The sequence below is a fragment of the Streptomyces sp. NPDC127084 genome, assembly GCF_042724175.1.
In the GTDB taxonomy this organism is placed as follows: Bacteria; Actinomycetota; Actinomycetes; order Streptomycetales; family Streptomycetaceae; genus Streptomyces.
This window is the reverse complement of the sequence record NZ_JBHXFA010000138.1, coordinates 1-19,374: the sequence shown is the minus strand read 5'-3', so window position 1 is coordinate 19,374 and position 19,374 is coordinate 1. Positions and strand designations below refer to the sequence as shown.

Here is a 19,374-nt window from a genome sequence, read left to right as displayed (position 1 = left end):
GCCCGGCCCACGGCCGTCGCGTCCCCTGTCCGGGGGTTTTTCAAGATACTCGTTCGCGATCCTTATGAGGACCCCGTACGGGACTACTTCTTGCGGCGGCGGCCGCCCGTGCTCTTCTGGGCCTTGCGGCGCTCCGCACGCGTCATCCCGTCCGACTGGGACCGCGCCGGCGCCTCATCGCTGGTGAAGTCGCCTTCGATGATTCCGCCCTCGCCGTCGACCGTCGGCGCCGAGAAGTGCAGCCGGTCGGGGCGCTGCGGGGCGTCCAGGCCCTTGGCGCGGATCTCGGGGCGCCCGGCGCCCGCGGGCACCGCGTCCTCCTTCCGGAGGGAGGCCTTCTCGGCCGCGTCCTGCACCGGTACCTCCTCGACCTGCTGCTCGACCTGGACCTCCAGGTTGAACAGATAGCCGACGGACTCCTCCTTGATGCCGTCCATCATCGCGGTGAACATGTCGAAGCCCTCGCGCTGGTACTCGACCAGCGGGTCCTTCTGGGCCATCGCCCGCAGACCGATGCCCTCCTGGAGGTAGTCCATCTCGTAGAGGTGCTCGCGCCACTTGCGGTCCAGCACGGACAGCACCACGCGCCGCTCCAGCTCGCGCATGATCTCCGAGCCGAGCTGCTTCTCGCGCTCTTCGTACTGCTCGTGGATGTCATCCATGATCGACTCGGAGATGAACTCGGCGGTGATACCGGCACGGTCCCCGGCCGCGTCCTCGAGCTCCTCGATGGTGGCCTTCACCGGGTAGAGCTGCTTGAAGGCGCCCCACAGACGGTCCAGGTCCCAGTCCTCGGCGAAGCCCTCGACGGTCTCCGCCTGGACGTACGCGTCGATGGTGTCGTCCATGAAGTGGCGGATCTGCTCGTGCAGGTCCTCGCCCTCCAGCACCCGGCGGCGCTCGGCGTAGATGACCTTGCGCTGGCGGTTGAGCACGTCGTCGTACTTCAGGACGTTCTTACGCGTCTCGAAGTTCTGCTGCTCGACCTGCGACTGGGCGGACGCGATCGCGCGCGTCACCATCTTGTTCTCGATCGGCACATCGTCCGGAACGTTGGCCATGGACATGACCCGCTCTACCATCTGCGCCTTGAACAGACGCATCAGGTCGTCACCGAGCGAGAGGTAGAAACGGGACTCGCCCGGGTCGCCCTGACGGCCGGAACGACCGCGCAGCTGGTTGTCGATGCGCCGCGACTCATGCCGCTCGGTACCCAGCACATAGAGGCCACCGAGCGCCTTGACCTCCTCGAACTCCGCCTTGACCGCCTGCTCGGCCTTCTCCAGGGCGGCGGGGAGGCCGGCGGCCCACTCCTCGACGTGGTCGACCGGGTCGAGGCCCCGCTGGCGCAGCTCCGCCTCGGCGAGGTCGTCCGGGTTGCCGCCGAGCTTGATGTCCGTACCACGGCCGGCCATGTTCGTGGCGACCGTGACCGCGCCCTTGCGGCCGGCCTGCGCGACGATCGAGGCCTCACGCTCGTGCTGCTTGGCGTTGAGCACCTCGTGCTGGATGCCGCGCTTGCTGAGCTGCTGCGACAGGTACTCCGACTTCTCGACCGACGTCGTACCGACGAGGATCGGCTGGCCCTTCTCGTGCTTCTCCGCGATGTCGTCCACGACGGCCTCGAACTTGGCCACCTCGGTGCGGTAGATCAGGTCCGACTGGTCCTTGCGGACCATGGGCCGGTTCGTCGGGATGGGCACGACGCCCAGCTTGTAGATCTGGTGGAACTCGGCGGCCTCGGTCATGGCCGTACCGGTCATACCGGAGAGCTTGCCGTACAGGAGGAAGAAGTTCTGGAGGGTGATCGTGGCGAGCGTCTGGTTCTCGTCCTTGATGTCCACCCCTTCCTTCGCCTCGATCGCCTGGTGCATGCCCTCGTTGTAGCGGCGGCCGGCGAGGATACGGCCGGTGTGCTCGTCAACGATCATGACTTCGCCGTCGATGACGACGTAGTCCTTGTCCTTCTTGAAGAGCTCCTTCGCCTTGATGGCGTTGTTCAGGTAGCCCACCAGCGGGGTGTTCACCGACTCGTAGAGGTTGTCGATGCCCAGCCAGTCCTCGACCTTGGAGACACCGCTCTCGTGGATGGCGACGGTGCGCTTCTTCTCGTCTACCTCGTAGTCGCCGGTCTCCTCGATGCCCTTCAGCGGGTTGCCGGGCTCGCCCTTGGCAAGGCGGGTGACCAGCTTGGCGAAGTCGCCGTACCACTTGGTCGCCTGGTCGGCCGGGCCGGAGATGATCAGCGGCGTACGGGCCTCGTCCACGAGGATCGAGTCGACCTCGTCGACGATCGCGAAATTGTGGCCGCGCTGGACGAGCTCCTCCTGCGACCACGCCATGTTGTCGCGCAGGTAGTCGAAGCCGAACTCGTTGTTGGTGCCGTACGTGATGTCGCAGGCGTACATCTCGCGGCGCTGGGCCGGAGTCATGTTGGCCAGGATGCAGCCGACGGACAGCCCGAGGAACTTGTGGACCCGGCCCATCATCTCGGAGTCGCGCTCGGCCAGGTAGTCGTTGACCGTGATCAGGTGGACGCCCTTGCCAGAGAGGGCGTTCAGATACGCGGGGAGGGTGCCGACGAGGGTCTTGCCCTCACCGGTCTTCATCTCGGCGACATAGCCGAGGTGCAGGGCGGCACCGCCCATCAGCTGCACGTCGTAGTGACGCTGGCCGAGGACGCGCTTGGCGGCCTCGCGGACGGTCGCGAAGGCTTCGGGGAGCAGGTCGTCCAGGCTCTCGCCGTCTGCGAAGCGCTCCTTGTACTCCTCGGTGAGCGCCCGCAGCTCGGCGTCCGAGAGGCTGACGAAGTCCTCTTCGACGGAGTTGACCTGGTCCGCGATGCGGTGCAGTTTGCGCAGGATCTTGCCTTCGCCTGCACGCATGAGCTTGTTGAAGACGGACACTGAGGCGGGTCTCCTTGCCGGTCGGGCCTGGCACTGGGTCGTGTGATGGACACTGGCGCGGGCACGGCAGGTAGGCCCCACCGCACCGGCCATCGTAAGCGAGGACCCCGCCGCGCCGGGAGGTCCGCCCCCGGGGCACGCCCAGCGGTGTCCGGGGAACCCCCGCAGCGAAGCCGAGTACCGCTCTTCTAAGGATGAACGCTCGGAAGGCGCGGAAGGTGCCGCCGCTGCCGAAAAGTGCTCGCACGGCAGACGGATGGTGAGAAGAATCCCCGTATGGACCCCATCAGTCTCACCACCGAGCGGCTGAAGCTGTGCGCGTTCACGGCGGACGACGTCGAGGACGTGTACGCGGCGTGCCAGGACCCCGGCATCCAGCGCTGGATCCCGGCGATCCCCATCCCGTACGAAAGGAGCGACGCGGCCGACTTCGTCGGCCTGACCGTGCCGACCGGCTGGCGCGACGACACGGCATACTCCTTCTGCGTACGCCTGCGCGACGGTGGCTCACTGGTCGGCTCCGCCGGTCTGCACCATCCGCGCGAGGGCGGGTGGGAGGTCGGCTTCTGGACCGCACCCGAGCACCGGGGCCGCGGTTACGCCACCGAGATCACGCTGGCGCTGGCGCGCTGGGCCTTCACCGAGCTGGGAAGCGTGCGCCTGGAGTGGCGCGCCCAGGTGGGCAACGCGGCATCGCTCGCGGTGGCCCGGAAGGCCGGCTTCACGGTGGAGGGCGTCAACCGCGCGGCCATACGGGACCGCGGGACGGTCCGGGACGGCTGGGTCGCCTCGCTGCTTCCGTCGGATCTCGGACTGGCGTCGGCCCTCCCCTATCTGTCGGCCCCTGCGTCGGCGCCCGGTGTCAGAGGCGCCGTCTAGGGTGCGGAGACATGACGACAGTGCCGCCCGCGCCGCCCGCGCCGCCCGCCATCGCCGAGCTGTCCGCTGACGAGGCCCGCCGTATCGCGCTGCGTGCCCAGGGATTCATCGGGACCCCGGACCGCAAGGGCGGTGTGCGCGGGGTGCTGCGCCATCTCGGGGCCGTCCAGCTCGACACGATCTCGGTGCTGGCGCGCTCGCACGAGCTCATTCCTTACGCCCGGCTGGGGGCCGTGGGCCGACGGACGGTCGAGGACGCCTACTGGACCGATACCCACGCCTTCGAGTACTGGTCGCACGCGGCCTGCATCCTGCCCGTGGAGGAGTGGCCTCACTTCGCTTTCCGCCGCCGCGCGTACCGCGGCCGTCCGCACTGGGGCCACGAGCTGCCGGACGGCGCCTATGACGCGGTGATCAAGCAGTTGACGGCCGAAGGGCCGCTCACCGCCACCGAGCTGGGCGGCGCGAAGAACGGCGGGGAGTGGTGGGACTGGTCCGCGTCGAAGGTGGCCGTCGAGCGGGCACTGATGTACGGCGAGGTGGTGTGCACCGAGCGACGCGGCTGGAAGCGGGTGTACGACCTCGCCGAGCGCGCGATCCCGGACGCGCTGTTCCATGACGAGCTGGACGACCGCGAGTGCCTGCGGCGCCTGGTGCGTCTTGCAGGGCAGGCGCTGGGGGTGGGCACGCGGACGGACATAGCGGACTACCACCGGCTCAAGGCCGAGCAGTTCGACGCCGTGGTCGCGGACTCGGGTCTGGTGCCGATACGAGTCGAGGGCTGGGACAAGCCCGCGTGGGCCGATCCCGAGGCCTTGGCGAGCGAGCCGCGCGGCCGTCACCGTACGACGCTGCTCTCGCCGTTCGACTCACTGATCTGGGAGCGCCCCCGCACCGAGCGGATCTTCGGGTTCACCCACCGTTTGGAGGCGTACGTACCCAAGCCGAAGCGGGTGTACGGCTATTTCGCGATGCCGCTGCTGTCGGGCGGCAGGCTGCTGGGCCGGGTCGATCCGGCCCGTGAGGGCACGACGCTGGTGGCCCGGCAGGTCTCACTGGAGGGTCCCAAAGCGGTGCGGCCCATGGCTCAGGCTCTGCGCGAGGCGGCCGAATGGGTGGGCTGCGACTCGGTCCGAATCGAGCGGGTCGACCGCCCCGAACTCGCCGCACCGCTGGTGGCCGCGCTGGAATGACCGCGCGGGACCGGCCGCGCCGGACCGCACCGGTCAGTCGATCCGATCAGCGGATCTCAAGGATCTTCTCGCGCATCGCGTAGACGACCGCTTCCATCCGGGAGTGGAGCTGGAGCTTCTCCAGGATGTTGCGGACATGGTTCTTCACGGTGTTCTCGGAGATGAACAACTCCTTCGCGATATCGCGGTTGTTCATCCCCGTGGCGACCAGCTTGAGGACCTCCAGCTCCCGCTCGGTCAGCCGGGGCGCGGGCACCAGCCGACGCTCGTCGGTGCGCTGGATCATCGACTTGAACTCGGTGAGCAGCTTGGACGCCATCGAGGGGCTGATCTGCGACTGCCCGTCGGCCACGGCGCGGATCGCGGTGGAGACCTCGTCCGTGGAGATCTCCTTGAGGAGATAGCCCGTGGCACCCGCCTTGATCGCGTCGTAGAGATCGGCTTCCTCGTCGCTGATCGTCAGCATGATGATCTTCGCGCTGGGAGCCACCTCCTTGATGGAGGTGCAGGCCTCGATCCCACCGCGCTTCGGCATCCGCACGTCCATCAGCACGATGTCCGGCAGCAGGTCGGCCGCCTTGTCGACGGCTTCGGCGCCGTCCCCCGCCTCGCCGACGACCTGGATGTCCTCCTCCTGGGCGAGGACGATCTCAAGACCCCGGCGGAAGAGCGCGTGGTCGTCGACCACGAGTACCCGGATCGGCTCCTTGCGGGAGTCACCCGGCTGCGCGCCTTCCGCGCCCCCGGTGCCGCCCGTGCCCCGCACCGGCCCGAAGCTGTCCGCCATCGTTCCTCCCCCTGAGGCCGCGGCCCGGGTCATTGTGGTCGGCCAACCCCGTTCGGCAGCACTCCGGTTGGCTCTGGTCGCCATGATTTCATGCCCGCACCGCACCGCGGTGGTCCCTTGGTGGCACAGAGCGGCGCCCTCGGTGGCACAGAGGTGCCCCTGGGGGCGCACGAGGCGTTCCAGGGGCACCGACCATCCGTCCGGGGCGACGTGTCAGCCGCCGAGCGCACCACCGGCGCCGCCCGACTCGCCCCCGGCGAACGGATCGGTGTTCAGGTGGATGACGCCGTAGTCATAGGCGTGCCGCCGGTAGACGACACTGGGCTCCTTGGTCTCGGAGTCGACGAACAGATAGAAGTCGTGCCCGACCAACTCCATTTCGTAGAGCGCCTGGTCGAGCGACATCGGGGCAGCGGTGTGGGTCTTCTCGCGGACCACCAGTGGGCCCTCGCCCTGTACGGCGAGCGGGCCGATCGTGGTGCTGGGAATGCCCTCGGACCTCTCTTCGGAGACGGGCTGGCCGTTTCCGTTCAACTCGGCGACGCCGGGCACCACATCCGCGACCTCGGCGGCCGAAAGCCGACCGCTGCCCCGGCGTGTGTGGCGCTTGTCGTGCTGCTTGCGCAGCCGTGCCTCGAGCTTGGCCGTGGCCAGGTCGAGTGCCGCGTACGGGTCGGCGGCCGACGCCTCTGCCCGGATCACCGGTCCCCGTGAGTAGAGGGTGATCTCCACGCGGTCGGAACGGTCTGCCTGCCGCGGGTTGTGCTCCTTGGACACCTCGACGTCGAGGCTGATCACCTTGCCGTCGAACTTCTGGATCTTGTCCAGCTTCAGCTTCTCGGTCACGTGCTTGCGGAACCGCTCCGGCACCTCGGTCTTGCGGCCCTTGACGACGATGTCCACGCAGAACTCCGTTCCCGGATAGCTCCGCTTGCGCTGCGGAGCGTCTCCCTCTTGCACCAGGCTCCGGTCTGCACCGGAGCCTCGGACTTGGTGACTTTCACCTCCTCCTCCCCCATCGGGGAGATCTCCACCCCACCAATTTCGAGGTTCACGTTCACGCCGCGAACACCCAGCCGTAACTCGGCCATTTATTCGAAGGAGACCAGGGTTCACCAGTCCTCTTCACCCGAACATAGCTCGCTCCGGCCGTGGTCGGCACCCGCTACCAGCGCGTACGCACGATCAGATCGTCTCGCTCGTCACTGGCTGCAACGTCCGGGCCGTCGGGTGGGTTCCGCGAGCCGGTGCCGCGCCGGTCCACGCGAGCTGCCGAACGCCAGGACCGGGGCCGCCACCACCGCCGCGACGGTGCCGTATCGGGCCGGCCGGTCCGATACAGCAGGAACGACAGGAACAGCAGGATCACAGCGCTGTGCCGCACACAGCGCCCGCGCCGCCTCCGCCAGCGAGGCACCCGTCGTCATCAGATCGTCCACCAGCACCGCTGTACGGCCCACCAGCAGCCGCTCAGCCCCAGGGACCACCCCCAGAGCCCCGGCCATGTTCGCCAGCCTCAGACGAGCCGTGAGGCCCGACTGATCCGCCACCGGGCGGCACTGCCGCAGCACCGGCAGCACCCGCGCCGGAACCCCGCCACGCCGCAGCGCACCCGCGGCCGCCGCAGCGACACGCCGCGCCGCGTCCTGCCCGCGCGCCCGCACCGCGTGCCGCGCCGATGGGACGGGCACCAGCAGCACAGGACCCGGCACGCCACCCGGCACCTGGGCCAGCGCCGCCCGCACCGCCCCCGCCAGGGCCCCGCCGAGCAGTCCGGCAAGCCCCAGCGCACCCCGCTCCTTGTGCGCAAGCAGCAGAGCCCGTACAGCGCCCTCGTACCCGGCCGCCGCGAACACCATGGGCAGCCCCGCGGGCTCGGGAGACGGCCGGACCCGCCGCGGTTCCCTGCCTGTCAGCTCCCCGGCGCACTCTTCGCACAACGGCGTACGAGGACATCCGCAGCCGGGGCAGGCCAGCGGCAGCACCAGCCCGGCGATCTCCTGCCACCAACCCCGCATGGCGTCCACTGTCCCGTGGTGGCGGGGACCCCGCCACCCCTGTGGACAACTCCGGCGGGGCTCACCGCCGCACTACCCGGGGTAGACCGGCAACGAGCCCTTGTCGATCAACGTCTGCCAGTTCGCGGACGGTGCCAGCCGCACCAGCCCGTCATCGGAGACCGCCACCAGCGGCTGCTCCTCGTCATCGCTGGCGGCGATGGCGGACACCTTGTTCAGCCCCGGTACACCCCCGGCCGGCGAGAGTGACCCGTCCGTGGCGATGTAGCGCACCTGCTGCACGCCCCTCGTCTCCTTGCCCACCACCACAAGCCTGCTCGGCCCCGCCCATGACACCGCGGTCACACCCTCCAGCCGAGGCGCCGCCGCCCGCAGATCGGCCACGGAGAACACGGTGGTCCCGTCCGCGTTCTCCCGGCGCTCGATCCGGCCGATCTGCAGGGAACTCTTGCCGCCCTTCGTGAGCAGCAGGGCTATCCGCACCCCGTCCGACGACAACTTCAGCGACTCGATCCGAGCGCCGTCGAGCGAGGCGACGTTCACTTCCTGCGGCACACCCCGGCCACCCGCGAAGCGCAGCAGTCTCGGCGCGGCGGGGTCACGGTCGGCCACCCACAGATCGCCGCGGTCCCAGCTCGGGGCCGACAGCCGGTCCTCAGGCCGGACGCCGCGGCTGGTCGCCAAGGCGGCCCCGAGCTTCTCATCAGAGATGATCGAGGCGACGTGGAGGCGCTGGCCGTCCTGGGACACGGCAGCGGCACGCTCTTCGTCGCGGGCGACCGCGAGGCTGCCTACAGGCAGCTCGCCGGTGCCGAAGGGGCCGCGCACGGCCGTGAACTGGTCGAGGGTCCCCGTCGGCGCGGTGACGGCCATCCGGCCGGCCTGGTCGACGAAGTACACGTCATCCGCCCGGGGCAGCGAACTCACCGGCGGGGCCCCTTCCGCCTGAGCGGCGCTGTACACGCACAGAGTGCTGCCGTCGGAACGCTGCAACTGCACCTGCTCGACCCGTGGCGAGGTCAGACCGCGGAGGGTGAGCAGCACCAGTGTGGCCATCTTCTGGCAGGCCGCGCGCCCCACATGGGCGGCCTTCTCGTTGAGTGGCAGCCGCAGGACGTTCTGGTCGTCCGGCGTCAGTGCGGTGGTGCCCGCCTTGAGCGCGGTGCCCTTGGGGAAGGGGGAGGTGACCACCGGGCGGAGCCAGGTCGTCGGCCCGTCGAAGAGGGACGAGACGGTCTGCGCCACCGGGTCCATCCGGGTTACCGGGTCCTGCCGCTGCCGGATGTAGACCGGGTCCGCTACCACCGACTTCTCGCCGGACGCGAAGTAGTACCTGTTGACGGAGCCGTAGTTGCGCTGGAAGTCGCTCTCCCCGAGCAGCAGGCCGCCCGGGGCGTAGTCGATGCGCCACTCCCTGCCCTTGCCGTCCGCGCCGTTCTCCTGGACGAGCCGCAGGAAGCCGTTGTACTGGGTCGCCGGCACGGCCGCGTACGCGTTCCGGTCCACCGTGGCGATCTGCTCGCCGCGGAGTTTGTAGGTGCGGTCAGGCGCGTCCTTCTCCAGGTCCAGGTCCCACTCGGGGGCCTCGGTCAGCACCGTGGTCTGCTCCTGCGGCTTCCACTCCTTGGCGGCTCGCTTGGTCAGGTACTTGCGTGCCGTCGCGAAGCTCGGATCGTCACTCGTCATGGCCTCGAGGAAGCCGTCGACGATCTCGCTCGGCTCGGCGCCCTCCCGGGGGGCCACCGCGAGCACCCGCACCTGCGAATCGGCGCCCTGGGTGGCCTTGACCTGCTCGACATCCCCACTGTCCGGCATCGACGCACACCCACCCAGCAGCAGTGCCGCACAGGTGGGCAGCGCGGCGGATCGCATCACGCGCCCACGGCCGTGACGACGACGCTCAGCGCCCACGAGTCGAGTCCTCCCCCTCCGGGATCCGTGCGGCGCCGTCGCCGTCACTCGTACGCTCAACCGCGCCTGTTTCACCTGTCTGGCTTGTCCGGCTTGCATGGGTCGCCTGACCTGGCTGGCGCGCCACGACCCGCGCACCGCTGCCCGGCAAGGCCGCGGGATCCACCGGCGCCGACAACTGGTTGCGCGGCGGCGTCAGGGGTGCCCGGGCTGCCATCGATATCGGCGAGCGGCCCGCGCCGGGCTGCGACGGCACGGACGCCAGCCGCAGGGCGTTCTCCCCGCCCCCCGCGCCGGAGCCGCCCTGCCGGGCGCGCCGGGAGTCCTCCGGTTCCAGAGGTATCGGCGAACCGCGCAGCGGCTCGTCCGCGGTACGCGGCAGGGTGAGGCGGAACTGCGAGCCGCCACCCGGCTCGCCCCAGGCCTGGAGCCAGCCGCCGTGCAGCCGTGCGTCCTCGACGGCGATGGACAGGCCGAGGCCCGTACCGCCGGTGGTCCGCGCCCGGGCCGGGTCGGCCCGCCAGAAGCGGTTGAACACGCGGGTCGCCTCGCCCGGCTTCAGTCCCACTCCGTAGTCCCGCACCGCCACCGCGACCGCTCCGCCCGCGGAGGCCAGCCGCACCACCACATCGCGGCCCTCGCCGTGCTCGACGGCGTTGACGACAAGGTTGCGCAGGACGCGCTCGATACGCCGGGAGTCGATCTCCGCGACCACGGGCTGCTCGTCGCCGACCACGCGGATACGCGTGCCCTTGCGCTCGGCCAGCGGCTCGGCACCGCCGATGACACGGCGCACCACCTCGCGGAGGTCTATCGGCTCGGCCTCCAGAGCCGCGGCGCCTGCGTCGAAGCGGCTGATCTCCAGTAGGTCGGAGAGCAGCGACTCGAAGCGGTCCAGTTGGTCCCCGAGCAGTTCCGCCGACCGGGCCGTCACAGGATCGAAGTCGCTCCGTGCCTCGTGGATGACGTCCGCCGCCATCCGCACGGTGGTCAGCGGGGTGCGCAGCTCGTGCGAGACGTCCGAGACGAACCGGCGCTGCATCCGGGACAGGTCCTCCAGCTGCTGGATCTTGTGCTGGAGGCTCTGAGCCATCTTGTTGAAGGCCTCGCCCAGCCTGGCGATGTCGTCCTCGCCGGAGACCTTCATCCGCTCCTGGAGACGCCCCGCGGAGAGCCGCTCGGCGATCCCCGCGGCCATCCGCACAGGCGTCACGACCTGCCGTACCACCAGCCACGCGATCGCGCCGAGCAGCACGACCACGAACAGTCCGGCGGTCGCGAGCGTTCCCTTGACGAGACTGAGCGACTCGTCCTCCTGGGTCAGGGGGAAGAGGTAGTACAGCTCGTAGGCGTTGCCCGCGACGTCGTTGAGGCGCTTGCCGACGACCAGACCGGCCTCCGGCGTCTTCTGGGACGAGTAGGCGATGTTGATGTACGTCTGGAACGTGCCCGTGCCCTGCGCGACGGAATCCCGCAGGTCCTGCGGAATGCTGGAGACATCGACATTGCCGGACGCCCGGGGCCCGCGGTTGGTGCCCGCAGCGCCCGAGTCGGGGCTGAGCGCCACCACGTGGTAGGCGCCCTGGCCGCCACTGGCCAGCTGCTTCACCAGCTCGGACCGCCAGTTCACGGCGCCCCGGCCGGGCATGCCGTCGGTGGCGTCACCCTCCGGGCCGCCGAGCGCGACCGGGCCGCTGGCCTTGTCCTGGGCAGCGGCGAAGCCACCGGCGGCCTGGCTCTGCGCCGCCAGCTCCTTCGCGTCCAGGAGCCCGTTGCGGACCTGGCCGATGACGACGAGCCCGAGCAGCAGAACCACTCCGATGGACATCAGCAGGGTGCTGACCACCACACGAAGCTGGATGTTCCGCCGCCACAGCCGAACGGCCGGCAGCAGCGGACGCCGGATCCAGCGCATGGCGAGCCGGAGCACCGGTCCACCCGGAGCCCCGTCCTGGAACACCCTGCCTACGCGCGAAGGCCCACGACCCGGTTCGGCAGCCCGCCCCGTACGGACTCCCGGCCCCCCGGGTTTCGGAGCAGTGCTGCCCACGGTCATGTCAGCTCGGTCCTGCCTTGTAGCCGACGCCACGCACGGTCACCACGATCTCCGGCCTCTCCGGGTCCCGCTCGACCTTGGACCGCAGCCGCTGCACGTGTACATTCACCAGCCGGGTGTCGGCGGCATGGCGGTAGCCCCACACCTGCTCGAGCAGCACCTCACGGGTGAACACCTGCCACGGCTTGCGGGCCAGCGCGACCAGCAGATCGAACTCCAGCGGCGTCAGCGCGATCGACTGCCCGTCCCGCTTCACGGAGTGGCCCGCCACGTCGATGACCAGATCACCGATGGTGAGCTGCTCAGGAGCCGGCTCCTCCGACCTACGCAGCCGCGCCCTGATACGGGCGACCAGCTCCTTCGGTTTGAACGGCTTCACGATGTAGTCGTCCGCGCCGGACTCCAGTCCGACGACCACATCCACGGTGTCACTCTTGGCCGTGAGCATGACGATCGGTACACCCGACTCGGCCCTGATCAGCCGACACACCTCGATGCCGTCCCTACCGGGCAGCATGAGGTCAAGCAGCACCAGGTCCGGCTTGGCCTCGCGGAAAGCGGCGAGGGCCTTGTCGCCGTCCGCTACGAACGACGGCTCGAACCCCTCACCACGCAGCACGATCCCGAGCATCTCGGCCAGTGCGGTGTCGTCGTCGACGACAAGGACGCGTCCCTTCATATTCGACATCATCCCATTAGCTCACCGAGACCTGGCGTGACCTGGCACACAGCTCCGCCAGCCGGGCCCCTGTGACCGGGGACGCGACCCCTTCCTCCGTAACGACAGCAGTCACCAACTCTGCCGGTGTGACATCGAACGCAGGGTTGTACGCATGTGGCGCGTACATGCCCGATACCTCCTGCCCCGACCTCTGCTCCACCTCTATCGACGCACCATCCGCGGTGCCCAGATCCACTGTGGTCGTCGGCGCCACCACGATGAACGGCACATGGTGGTACCTGGCCAGCACCGCCAGTGGATAGCTCCCCACCTTGTTGGCCACGGAGCCGTCGGCGGCGATCCGATCCGCACCTATCAGCACCGCGTCCACCTGCCCCGCCGCGAACAGCGAGCCCGCCGCGTTGTCCGCGAGGAGCCGGTACGCCATCCCGTGCCCATCGGCCTCGTAGGCGGTGAGCCGGGCGCCCTGGAGCAGCGGACGTGTCTCGTCCACCCACAGCGTGCGCAGCCGGCCGGCGCGGTGTGCGGCGAGCGCCACCGCGAACGCCGTTCCCTCGCCACCCGAGACCAGCCGACCCGTGTTGCAGTGCGTAAGAACGCGATGCTCACCTGCCGGGAGCAGCTCATCCAGCAGCGCAAGGCCATGGCGGGCCATCCGCGCACTGGCCTCGGCGTCCTCGAGGTGCAGTGCCTTCGCCGCGGCGAGCGCGGCGGCTGCCGCTTCGGACCCGCAGGCCGCGCCCTGATGGGCCGCGACAGCACGCCGCACCCCGTAGCCGAGGTTCACCGCGGTGGGCCGCGCCCCTTCCAGTGCGGCAGCCGCCGTATCGACGTCCTCCCCGCGCGCCGCCGCCAGGGCGACCCCGTACGCGCCGGCGATACCGAGCAGCGGAGCCCCACGCACGGCAAGCGTCCGGATCGCTCGCACCAGCGCCGGGACGTCCCCGCAGACCAGCTCGGCTTCCTCAGCCGGTAGCCGGGTCTGATCGAGTAGGAGCAGTACGGGCCCGTCGGGGCGCTCGTCCCAACGCAGTGACGGCGGCGGAGGCCGTACACCGTCAGGCGCCTGAATGTGCTGATCAACCATTCGCCCAGTCTGCCCGTTACGGCACGCACAATGAAGGCGGTAACGAAGGCGACAAGGATGATCCAGGGCCTGGTCCAGCCGCGAGCGCCGCGTGGCACGATGGCTGACGGCCTTCCGTCACGCGGACGGACGGGTATCAGGACAGCACCGGCTCGCCGAGTCGGCCGCATGAGCACTCCACGAGGTGGACGACTGTGAACGACACTCCGGGCTGGGCAGCACCCGGATCCGTGCCCGCTGACGGCCAGGACTCCGGAGTGCAACCCCCCGGCGCGGCCGACCCCGCCTCGAAGTGGTCCGAGCAGCAACCGCCCCCGGGGCAGTGGACCCCGCCCGCAACGCCGAGCGGCGTATCCGGACCGCCGGTGCAGCCCGGCTGGGGCACCACGCCCGGCCACGGCGGCTGGGGCGGCGCACCGAAGCACGACGGCTGGGGCGCACCGCCCGCCGCTAAGCCCGGAGTGATCCCGCTGCGGCCCCTCGGCGTCGGCGAGATCCTCGACGGTGCGGTGTCGACACTGCGCGCACACTGGCGGACCGTGCTGAGTATCACGATCACGCTGTCCGTGATCACCCAGCTGGCCGACATCCTGATCCAGCGCTATCTGGTTCCGGCACCCCCGGCCCCGAACCCGGACGCGACCCCGGAGGAAGCCCTCAACCAGGTCGTCGAATCCACCCAGTCGAGCCTGATCGCCTCGCTTCCTGCCCTGGGCATCGGGCTGATCGCGGCCATCATCATCACGGCCCTGCTGACCGTGGTGATCAGCCGTTCGGTGCTGGGCCGGCAGGTCGATCTCGCCGACGCCTGGGCCGAGGCCCGGCCTCGGCTGCTCCAACTCCTGGGCCTGACCGTGCTGATCGTGCTGATCTGCGCGGGCACCATCACCGTGGGATTCCTCCCCGGCCTGCTGCTCGATTCCGTCGCCCTGCGGGTACTGGGCGTCCTCGCCGGGGTGCTCGTCACCGTCTGGCTCTGGGTCCGCTTCGCCCTCGCCTCGCCCGCGCTGATGCTGGAACGGCAGGGCATCCTGCCCTCGATGCGCCGCTCCGCCAAGCTGGTCCACGGCGCCTGGTGGAGGATTTTCGGCATCCTGGTGCTGGTGTTGGTGCTCACCTTCATCGTCTCGATGATCATCGGGACCCCGTTCACCCTTCTGGCCTTCATCGTCGACGGAAACGGTCTGAGCGCCATGCTCGACGGCACAGCCCCCGACTTCGGCTGGCCGTTCCTGATCATCACCGGGATCGGCGCGGTGATCGCCTCCGCCATCACCTACCCGATCTCGGCCGGGGTCACGGTTCTCCTCTACGTGGACCAGCGCATCCGCCGCGAGGCGCTCGACCTCGAACTGGCCCGGGCCGCCGGCATCCCCGGCTACGGCACGCCGACCACCGGCGAAACCGCCACCGGGGGCTGACGACGTGTCCGTCACGGGGGGAACCATCGCGCGGCTGCTGCTGATGCGCGCGGACGACGGCACGGACCTACCGGTGGACATCCCACGCGGCCCCGCCCGGGAAGCCGCCGAGCGGGAACTGTCCAAGCCGATGTACCACCAGAACGATCCGAACCTGCTCCAGCGCGGCCTCGATCGCTTCTGGGAGTGGGTCGACGGCATCTTCAACAGCGCGGCCGGGGCGACTCCGGGCGGAGCGGTCGGACTTGTCACGATCGTGCTGATCGTCATCGCACTGACCGTCGCACTCTGGTGGCGGCTGGGCACCCCCAGGCGCAGCCCCGCCACCGGCTCGGCTCTCTTCAATGAAGGCCCCCGCAGCGCCGCCCAACACCGGGCCACCGCCGAGGAGCACGCCGCCGCCGGCCACTTCAACCAAGCCGTCCAGGAACGGATGCGGGCGATCGTCCGCGCGCTGGAGGAGCGCGCCCTGCTCGATCCCCGCCCCGGACGCACCGCCGACGAGGCTGCCGCAGAAGCCGGACGACCTCTGCCCGACCATGCCGAAGCGCTCCGTGACGCCGCGAGAACCTTCGACGACATCGCATACGGCGGCCGTGCCGCCGACCAACAGGCGTATCTGCGATTCAAGGAACTCGACAACCAACTGGAGCTCACCAAGCCCCAGCTCAGCACGGTCACCCCGGGAGCGGCCGGATGAAGAGCGCGGCCACCGGAACTGCCCCTGCCAACACCTCCACCTCCCTCAGCACCCGCCAGATCTGGACCCGCATCCGGGGTGTGCTGATCGTCCTCGTCATCCTTGTCACGGCCGGAATCGCGCTCGCAGCCCTGCGCTCCGGTGACCAACACGGCCGTCTCGACCCCCGCTCCGCGGACCGCGCCGGGAGCCGGGCAACGGCCGAACTGCTCAAGCATCGGGGGATCGACACCCGCGTGGTCACCACCCTCAGCGCAGCCACCGACGCCACCGGACCCGATACGACCCTCCTGGTGGCCATGCCCGATCTGCTGACGAAACACCAGCAGCAGGCGCTGCGCGCGGCCATGGTGCTCTCGGCGGGCCGCACCGTACTGGTCGCCGCGGGGACCAACTCGGTGGAGACTCTCGCACCCGGCGTGCGGGCCGAAGCCCAGACCTCCGTCACCGCCCGCAGCCCCCGGTGCACCCTTCCCGCCGCCCAGCGTGCCGGAAAGGTGGACATCGGCGGCGAGCGCTACGCGACGGACGAGCTGCCCGGCACCGACGCCTGCTACCCCAGTGACGGATTGCCGAGCCTGCTCACGCTCAAGGGCATGGACGGCGGTGACACGGTCCTCATCGGCTCTCCCGACATCCTCTACAACGAGCGCCTCGGCGAAGAAGGCAACGCCTCCCTCACCCTCCAACTCCTCGGGTCCCGGCCTCATCTCGTCTGGTACCTCCCCTCGCTCAGTGATGAATCCGCCGTCGGCGATGGCGAGGACGGGTCCGGGGCGAGCAGCCTCGCCGATCTGGTCCCCGCCGGCTGGCTGTGGGGCACCCTCCAACTCCTGATCGCCGCGCTACTCGCCGCCGTCTGGCGAGCTCGCCGACTCGGGCCGCTTGTGACGGAGCATCTGCCCGTCGCCATCCGCGCCTCCGAGTCCACCGAAGGCCGCGCCCGCCTCTACCGCAAGCTCAATGCCCGTGACAGAGCCGCCGCCACGCTTCGGTCGGCCACCCGTTCACGTCTCGCCCCGCTGCTCGGCATCCCCCCGGGGGACGCGCATTCCTCCGAAGTCCTCCTCCCCGCCGTGTCCGCCCGTCTCCCGGCCGCAGACCGGGACCTCAGGGTCCTGCTCTTCGGTCCGGCTCCCGGCGATGACGCAGCTCTCATCCGTCTGGCTGACCAACTCGACGCCCTCGAAAGAGAGGTACGCACTTCATGAGCGCCCCGACCCCCGAGACCGCAGAGAACTCGGACAGCGCACGCGCCTCCCTGGAGGCGCTGCGAACCGAGATCGCGAAGGCCGTGGTCGGCCAGGACTCCGCAGTGACCGGACTCGTCGTCGCCCTGCTCTGCCGCGGTCATGTGCTGCTTGAAGGAGTCCCAGGCGTCGCCAAGACCCTCCTGGTCCGCGCTCTCGCCGCGTCCCTCGAACTCGACACCAAGCGGGTCCAGTTCACGCCCGACCTGATGCCCAGCGATATCACCGGCTCGCTGGTCTATGACGCGCGGACCGCAGAGTTCTCCTTCCAGCCTGGCCCGGTGTTCACCCACCTGCTGCTCGCCGACGAGATCAACCGGACGCCGCCGAAGACCCAGTCATCGCTGCTCGAAGCCATGGAGGAGCGTCAGGTCACGGTGGACGGCACCCCGCGCCCATTGCCCGAACCGTTCCTCGTCGCGGCAACCCAGAACCCGGTCGAGTACGAGGGCACCTATCCTCTGCCCGAAGCCCAGTTGGACCGCTTCCTCCTGAAGCTGACCGTGCCGCTGCCCACACGCCAGGAGGAGATCAACGTCCTCTCCCGGCATGCTGACGGCTTCAACCCACGTGATCTCCAGGCTGCGGGAATCCGTCCCGTCGCCGGACCCGCCGATCTCGCAGCCGCCCGCGCAGCCGTCGCGAAGACTTCGGTGTCCCCCGAGATCGCCGGCTATGTCGTCGATATCTGTCGTGCCACCCGTGAATCCCCCTCGCTCACCCTCGGTGTCTCTCCTCGCGGAGCCACCGCACTGCTTTCCACCGCCCGAGCCTGGGCCTGGCTCACCGGCAGGGATTACGTGACCCCGGACGATGTGAAGGCTCTCGCCCTTCCCACCCTCCGGCACCGCATTCAGTTGCGTCCCGAGGCGGAGATGGAGGGAATCACCGCTGATTCCGTCATCTCCGCGATCCTCACCCACGTCCCCGTTCCCCGCTGAGGCGCGGCACCATGGCCCTCACCGGACGAACCGCACTGCTCGCCGCTCTCGGATCCATCCCGATCGGTGTGCTGGCACCCAGCTGGGCTGGAATCCTGGCAGTGAACGCTCCGCTCTCCGTAGCAATTCTGTGCGACTACGCCCTGGCCGCACCAGTGCGCAGGCTCCAGTTCACTCGAAGTGGTGATACGTCAGTTCGACTCGGCGAGAGTGCTGAGGTCCAGCTCACCGTCACCAACCCGTCCGGCCGGCCACTTCGCGCCAGTCTCCGCGACGCCTGGCCGCCAAGCACCTGGCTGCCGGGTACAGAACAGGCCGCCTCCCGGCACAAGGTCGTGGTCCCGGCCGGTGAGCGCCGCCGAGTCTCCACGGTGCTGCGCCCCACGCGCCGCGGGGACCGCCGCGCGGCCCGCGTCACCGTCCGCTCCTACGGACCGCTCGGCCTCGCCGCACGCCAGGGGAACCACCAGGTCCCCTGGACCGTACGTGTCCTTCCACCATTCACCAGCCGTAAGCACCTGCCGTCGCGCCTTGCCCGGCTCCGCGAGCTGGACGGCCGCACCAGCGTGCTCACGCGAGGCGAAGGCACCGAGTTCGACAGCCTCCGTGAGTACGTCCCCGGTGACGACACACGCTCGATCGACTGGCGTGCCACCGCCCGGCAGACCACAGTCGCCGTTCGCACCTGGCGTCCGGAACGTGATCGCCACATCCTCCTTGTCCTCGACACCGGACGCACCTCCGCAGGACGAGTAGGCGATGTGCCGCGCCTGGACGCGGCCATGGACGCCGCACTGCTCCTCGCCGTACTCGCCACCCGGGCCGGGGACCGGGTGGACCTGCTGGCCTATGACCGCCGCACGCGGGCCCATGTCCAGGGCCGCGCAGCCGGGGATGTGCTTCCCGCGATGGTCAATGCTCTCGCCCCGCTCGAACCCGAACTCGTGGAGACAGACGCCCGCGGGCTCGGTGCTGCCGCGCTCCGCCACGCACCGCGCGGCTCGCTCATCGTCTTGATGACGGGTCTCGACGCGGCACCGATCGAGGAGGGCCTGCTGCCGGTGCTGCCACAGCTCACCCAGCGCCACACGGTCCTCGTAGCCTCGGTAGCGGATCCCCATGTCGAAAGAATGGCCGGCAGCCGAGGCACCCTCGACGCGGTCTATGACGCCGCCGCCGGCGCGCAGGCACAGGCACAGCGCAGCCGTACCGCGGAACAACTGCGTCGGCACGGCGTCACGGTCGTGGATACCACTCCGGACAGCCTCGCTCCGGCACTCGCAGACGCCTATCTCGCCTTGAAGGCGGCTGGCCGACTCTAGGAACGGGCGGGTTTTGGCCCCTGCTGCCGGGGGCAAAGCCCGGCAGCCGGCTGAAGCGGGCTGGCCAGGCCCGCCCGGAAATGCAAAAGAGCCCCGTACCGGACCGGTACGGGGCTCTTTTCAAAGATTGTTCGGCGGTGTCCTACTCTCCCACAGGGTCCCCCCTGCAGTACCATCGGCGCTGAAAGGCTTAGCTTCCGGGTTCGGAATGTAACCGGGCG

At 69.7% G+C, this 19,374-nt stretch carries 15 protein-coding genes and 1 rRNA gene; 7 read left to right on the top strand and 9 right to left on the bottom strand.

Translation table 11 applies throughout. The features are described from left to right. Nucleotides 1-83 precede the first annotated feature (83 nt). Nucleotides 84-2,906: a preprotein translocase subunit SecA gene (secA, locus tag ACFWI9_RS26465; protein ID WP_387165619.1), complete on the bottom strand. Its 2,823-nt coding sequence runs from the start codon at nucleotides 2,904-2,906 to the stop codon at nucleotides 84-86. 276 nt (nucleotides 2,907-3,182) lie between these two features. Between secA and ACFWI9_RS26460 the strand changes: the two genes are divergently transcribed. Both ACFWI9_RS26460 and ACFWI9_RS26455 read left to right on the top strand, forming a co-directional pair. Further along, nucleotides 3,183-3,785 (top strand): GNAT family N-acetyltransferase, encoded by a 603-nt coding sequence (locus ACFWI9_RS26460; protein WP_387165617.1) that lies wholly within the window; start codon nucleotides 3,183-3,185, stop codon nucleotides 3,783-3,785. Nucleotides 3,786-3,796: 11 nt separating this feature from the next. Then, on the top strand, nucleotides 3,797-4,978 hold the full coding sequence (locus ACFWI9_RS26455) for a winged helix-turn-helix domain-containing protein (RefSeq protein WP_387165615.1): 1,182 nt from the start codon (nucleotides 3,797-3,799) through the stop codon (nucleotides 4,976-4,978). A 46-nt stretch (nucleotides 4,979-5,024) separates the two neighbouring features. On the opposite strand, the gene ACFWI9_RS26450 is transcribed toward ACFWI9_RS26455, so the two are convergent. The 7 genes from ACFWI9_RS26450 to mtnA form a co-directional block, all read right to left on the bottom strand. Next, entirely contained in the window at nucleotides 5,025-5,765 is a 741-nt protein-coding gene (locus tag ACFWI9_RS26450) for a response regulator (protein ID WP_387165613.1), read from the bottom strand. A 213-nt stretch (nucleotides 5,766-5,978) separates the two neighbouring features. Further along, nucleotides 5,979-6,668, bottom strand: a complete 690-nt coding sequence (gene hpf, locus ACFWI9_RS26445) for a ribosome hibernation-promoting factor, HPF/YfiA family (RefSeq protein ID WP_387165623.1) — start codon at nucleotides 6,666-6,668, stop codon at nucleotides 5,979-5,981. A gap of 299 nt (nucleotides 6,669-6,967) precedes the next feature. Then, nucleotides 6,968-7,783, bottom strand: a complete 816-nt coding sequence (locus ACFWI9_RS26440) for a ComF family protein (RefSeq protein WP_387165611.1) — start codon at nucleotides 7,781-7,783, stop codon at nucleotides 6,968-6,970. 72 nt (nucleotides 7,784-7,855) lie between these two features. Then, nucleotides 7,856-9,655, bottom strand: a complete 1,800-nt coding sequence (locus ACFWI9_RS26435; RefSeq protein ID WP_387165621.1) for an LpqB family beta-propeller domain-containing protein — start codon at nucleotides 9,653-9,655, stop codon at nucleotides 7,856-7,858. Nucleotides 9,656-9,683: 28 nt separating this feature from the next. Continuing rightward, a complete protein-coding gene (gene mtrB / locus ACFWI9_RS26430; RefSeq protein WP_387165609.1) occupies nucleotides 9,684-11,750 on the bottom strand; it encodes an MtrAB system histidine kinase MtrB in 2,067 nt (688 codons plus the stop codon). A 1-nt stretch (nucleotide 11,751) separates the two neighbouring features. After that, entirely contained in the window at nucleotides 11,752-12,441 is a 690-nt protein-coding gene (gene mtrA / locus ACFWI9_RS26425) for a two-component system response regulator MtrA (protein ID WP_338677056.1), read from the bottom strand. 4 nt (nucleotides 12,442-12,445) lie between these two features. Next, nucleotides 12,446-13,519: an S-methyl-5-thioribose-1-phosphate isomerase gene (gene mtnA, locus ACFWI9_RS26420; RefSeq protein WP_387165607.1), complete on the bottom strand. Its 1,074-nt coding sequence runs from the start codon at nucleotides 13,517-13,519 to the stop codon at nucleotides 12,446-12,448. A gap of 194 nt (nucleotides 13,520-13,713) precedes the next feature. On the opposite strand from mtnA, the gene ACFWI9_RS26415 reads away from it, so the two are divergent. The 5 genes from ACFWI9_RS26415 to ACFWI9_RS26395 are packed head-to-tail and all read left to right on the top strand — an operon-like array spanning nucleotide 13,714 to nucleotide 19,153. Next, nucleotides 13,714-14,940 carry a glycerophosphoryl diester phosphodiesterase membrane domain-containing protein gene (locus ACFWI9_RS26415; RefSeq protein WP_387165605.1) on the top strand — a complete coding sequence of 409 codons (1,227 nt, stop codon included), beginning with the start codon at nucleotides 13,714-13,716 and terminating at the stop codon, nucleotides 14,938-14,940. A gap of 4 nt (nucleotides 14,941-14,944) precedes the next feature. Then, entirely contained in the window at nucleotides 14,945-15,640 is a 696-nt protein-coding gene (locus ACFWI9_RS26410; protein WP_387165603.1) for a DUF4129 domain-containing protein, read from the top strand. Then, nucleotides 15,637-16,851: a DUF4350 domain-containing protein gene (locus ACFWI9_RS26405; protein ID WP_387165601.1), complete on the top strand. Its 1,215-nt coding sequence runs from the start codon at nucleotides 15,637-15,639 to the stop codon at nucleotides 16,849-16,851. Before ACFWI9_RS26410 ends, ACFWI9_RS26405 begins: the two co-directional genes overlap by 4 nt. Then, a complete protein-coding gene (locus ACFWI9_RS26400) occupies nucleotides 16,848-17,831 on the top strand; it encodes an AAA family ATPase (RefSeq protein WP_387165599.1) in 984 nt (327 codons plus the stop codon). The genes ACFWI9_RS26405 and ACFWI9_RS26400 overlap by 4 nt, the downstream gene beginning before the upstream one ends. Nucleotides 17,832-17,842: 11 nt before the next feature. Beyond that, entirely contained in the window at nucleotides 17,843-19,153 is a 1,311-nt protein-coding gene (locus ACFWI9_RS26395) for a DUF58 domain-containing protein (protein WP_387165597.1), read from the top strand. 129 nt (nucleotides 19,154-19,282) lie between these two features. Here the strand turns inward: ACFWI9_RS26395 and rrf are convergent. Then, nucleotides 19,283-19,374, bottom strand: a 5S ribosomal RNA gene (rrf, locus tag ACFWI9_RS26390); the annotation flags it as partial.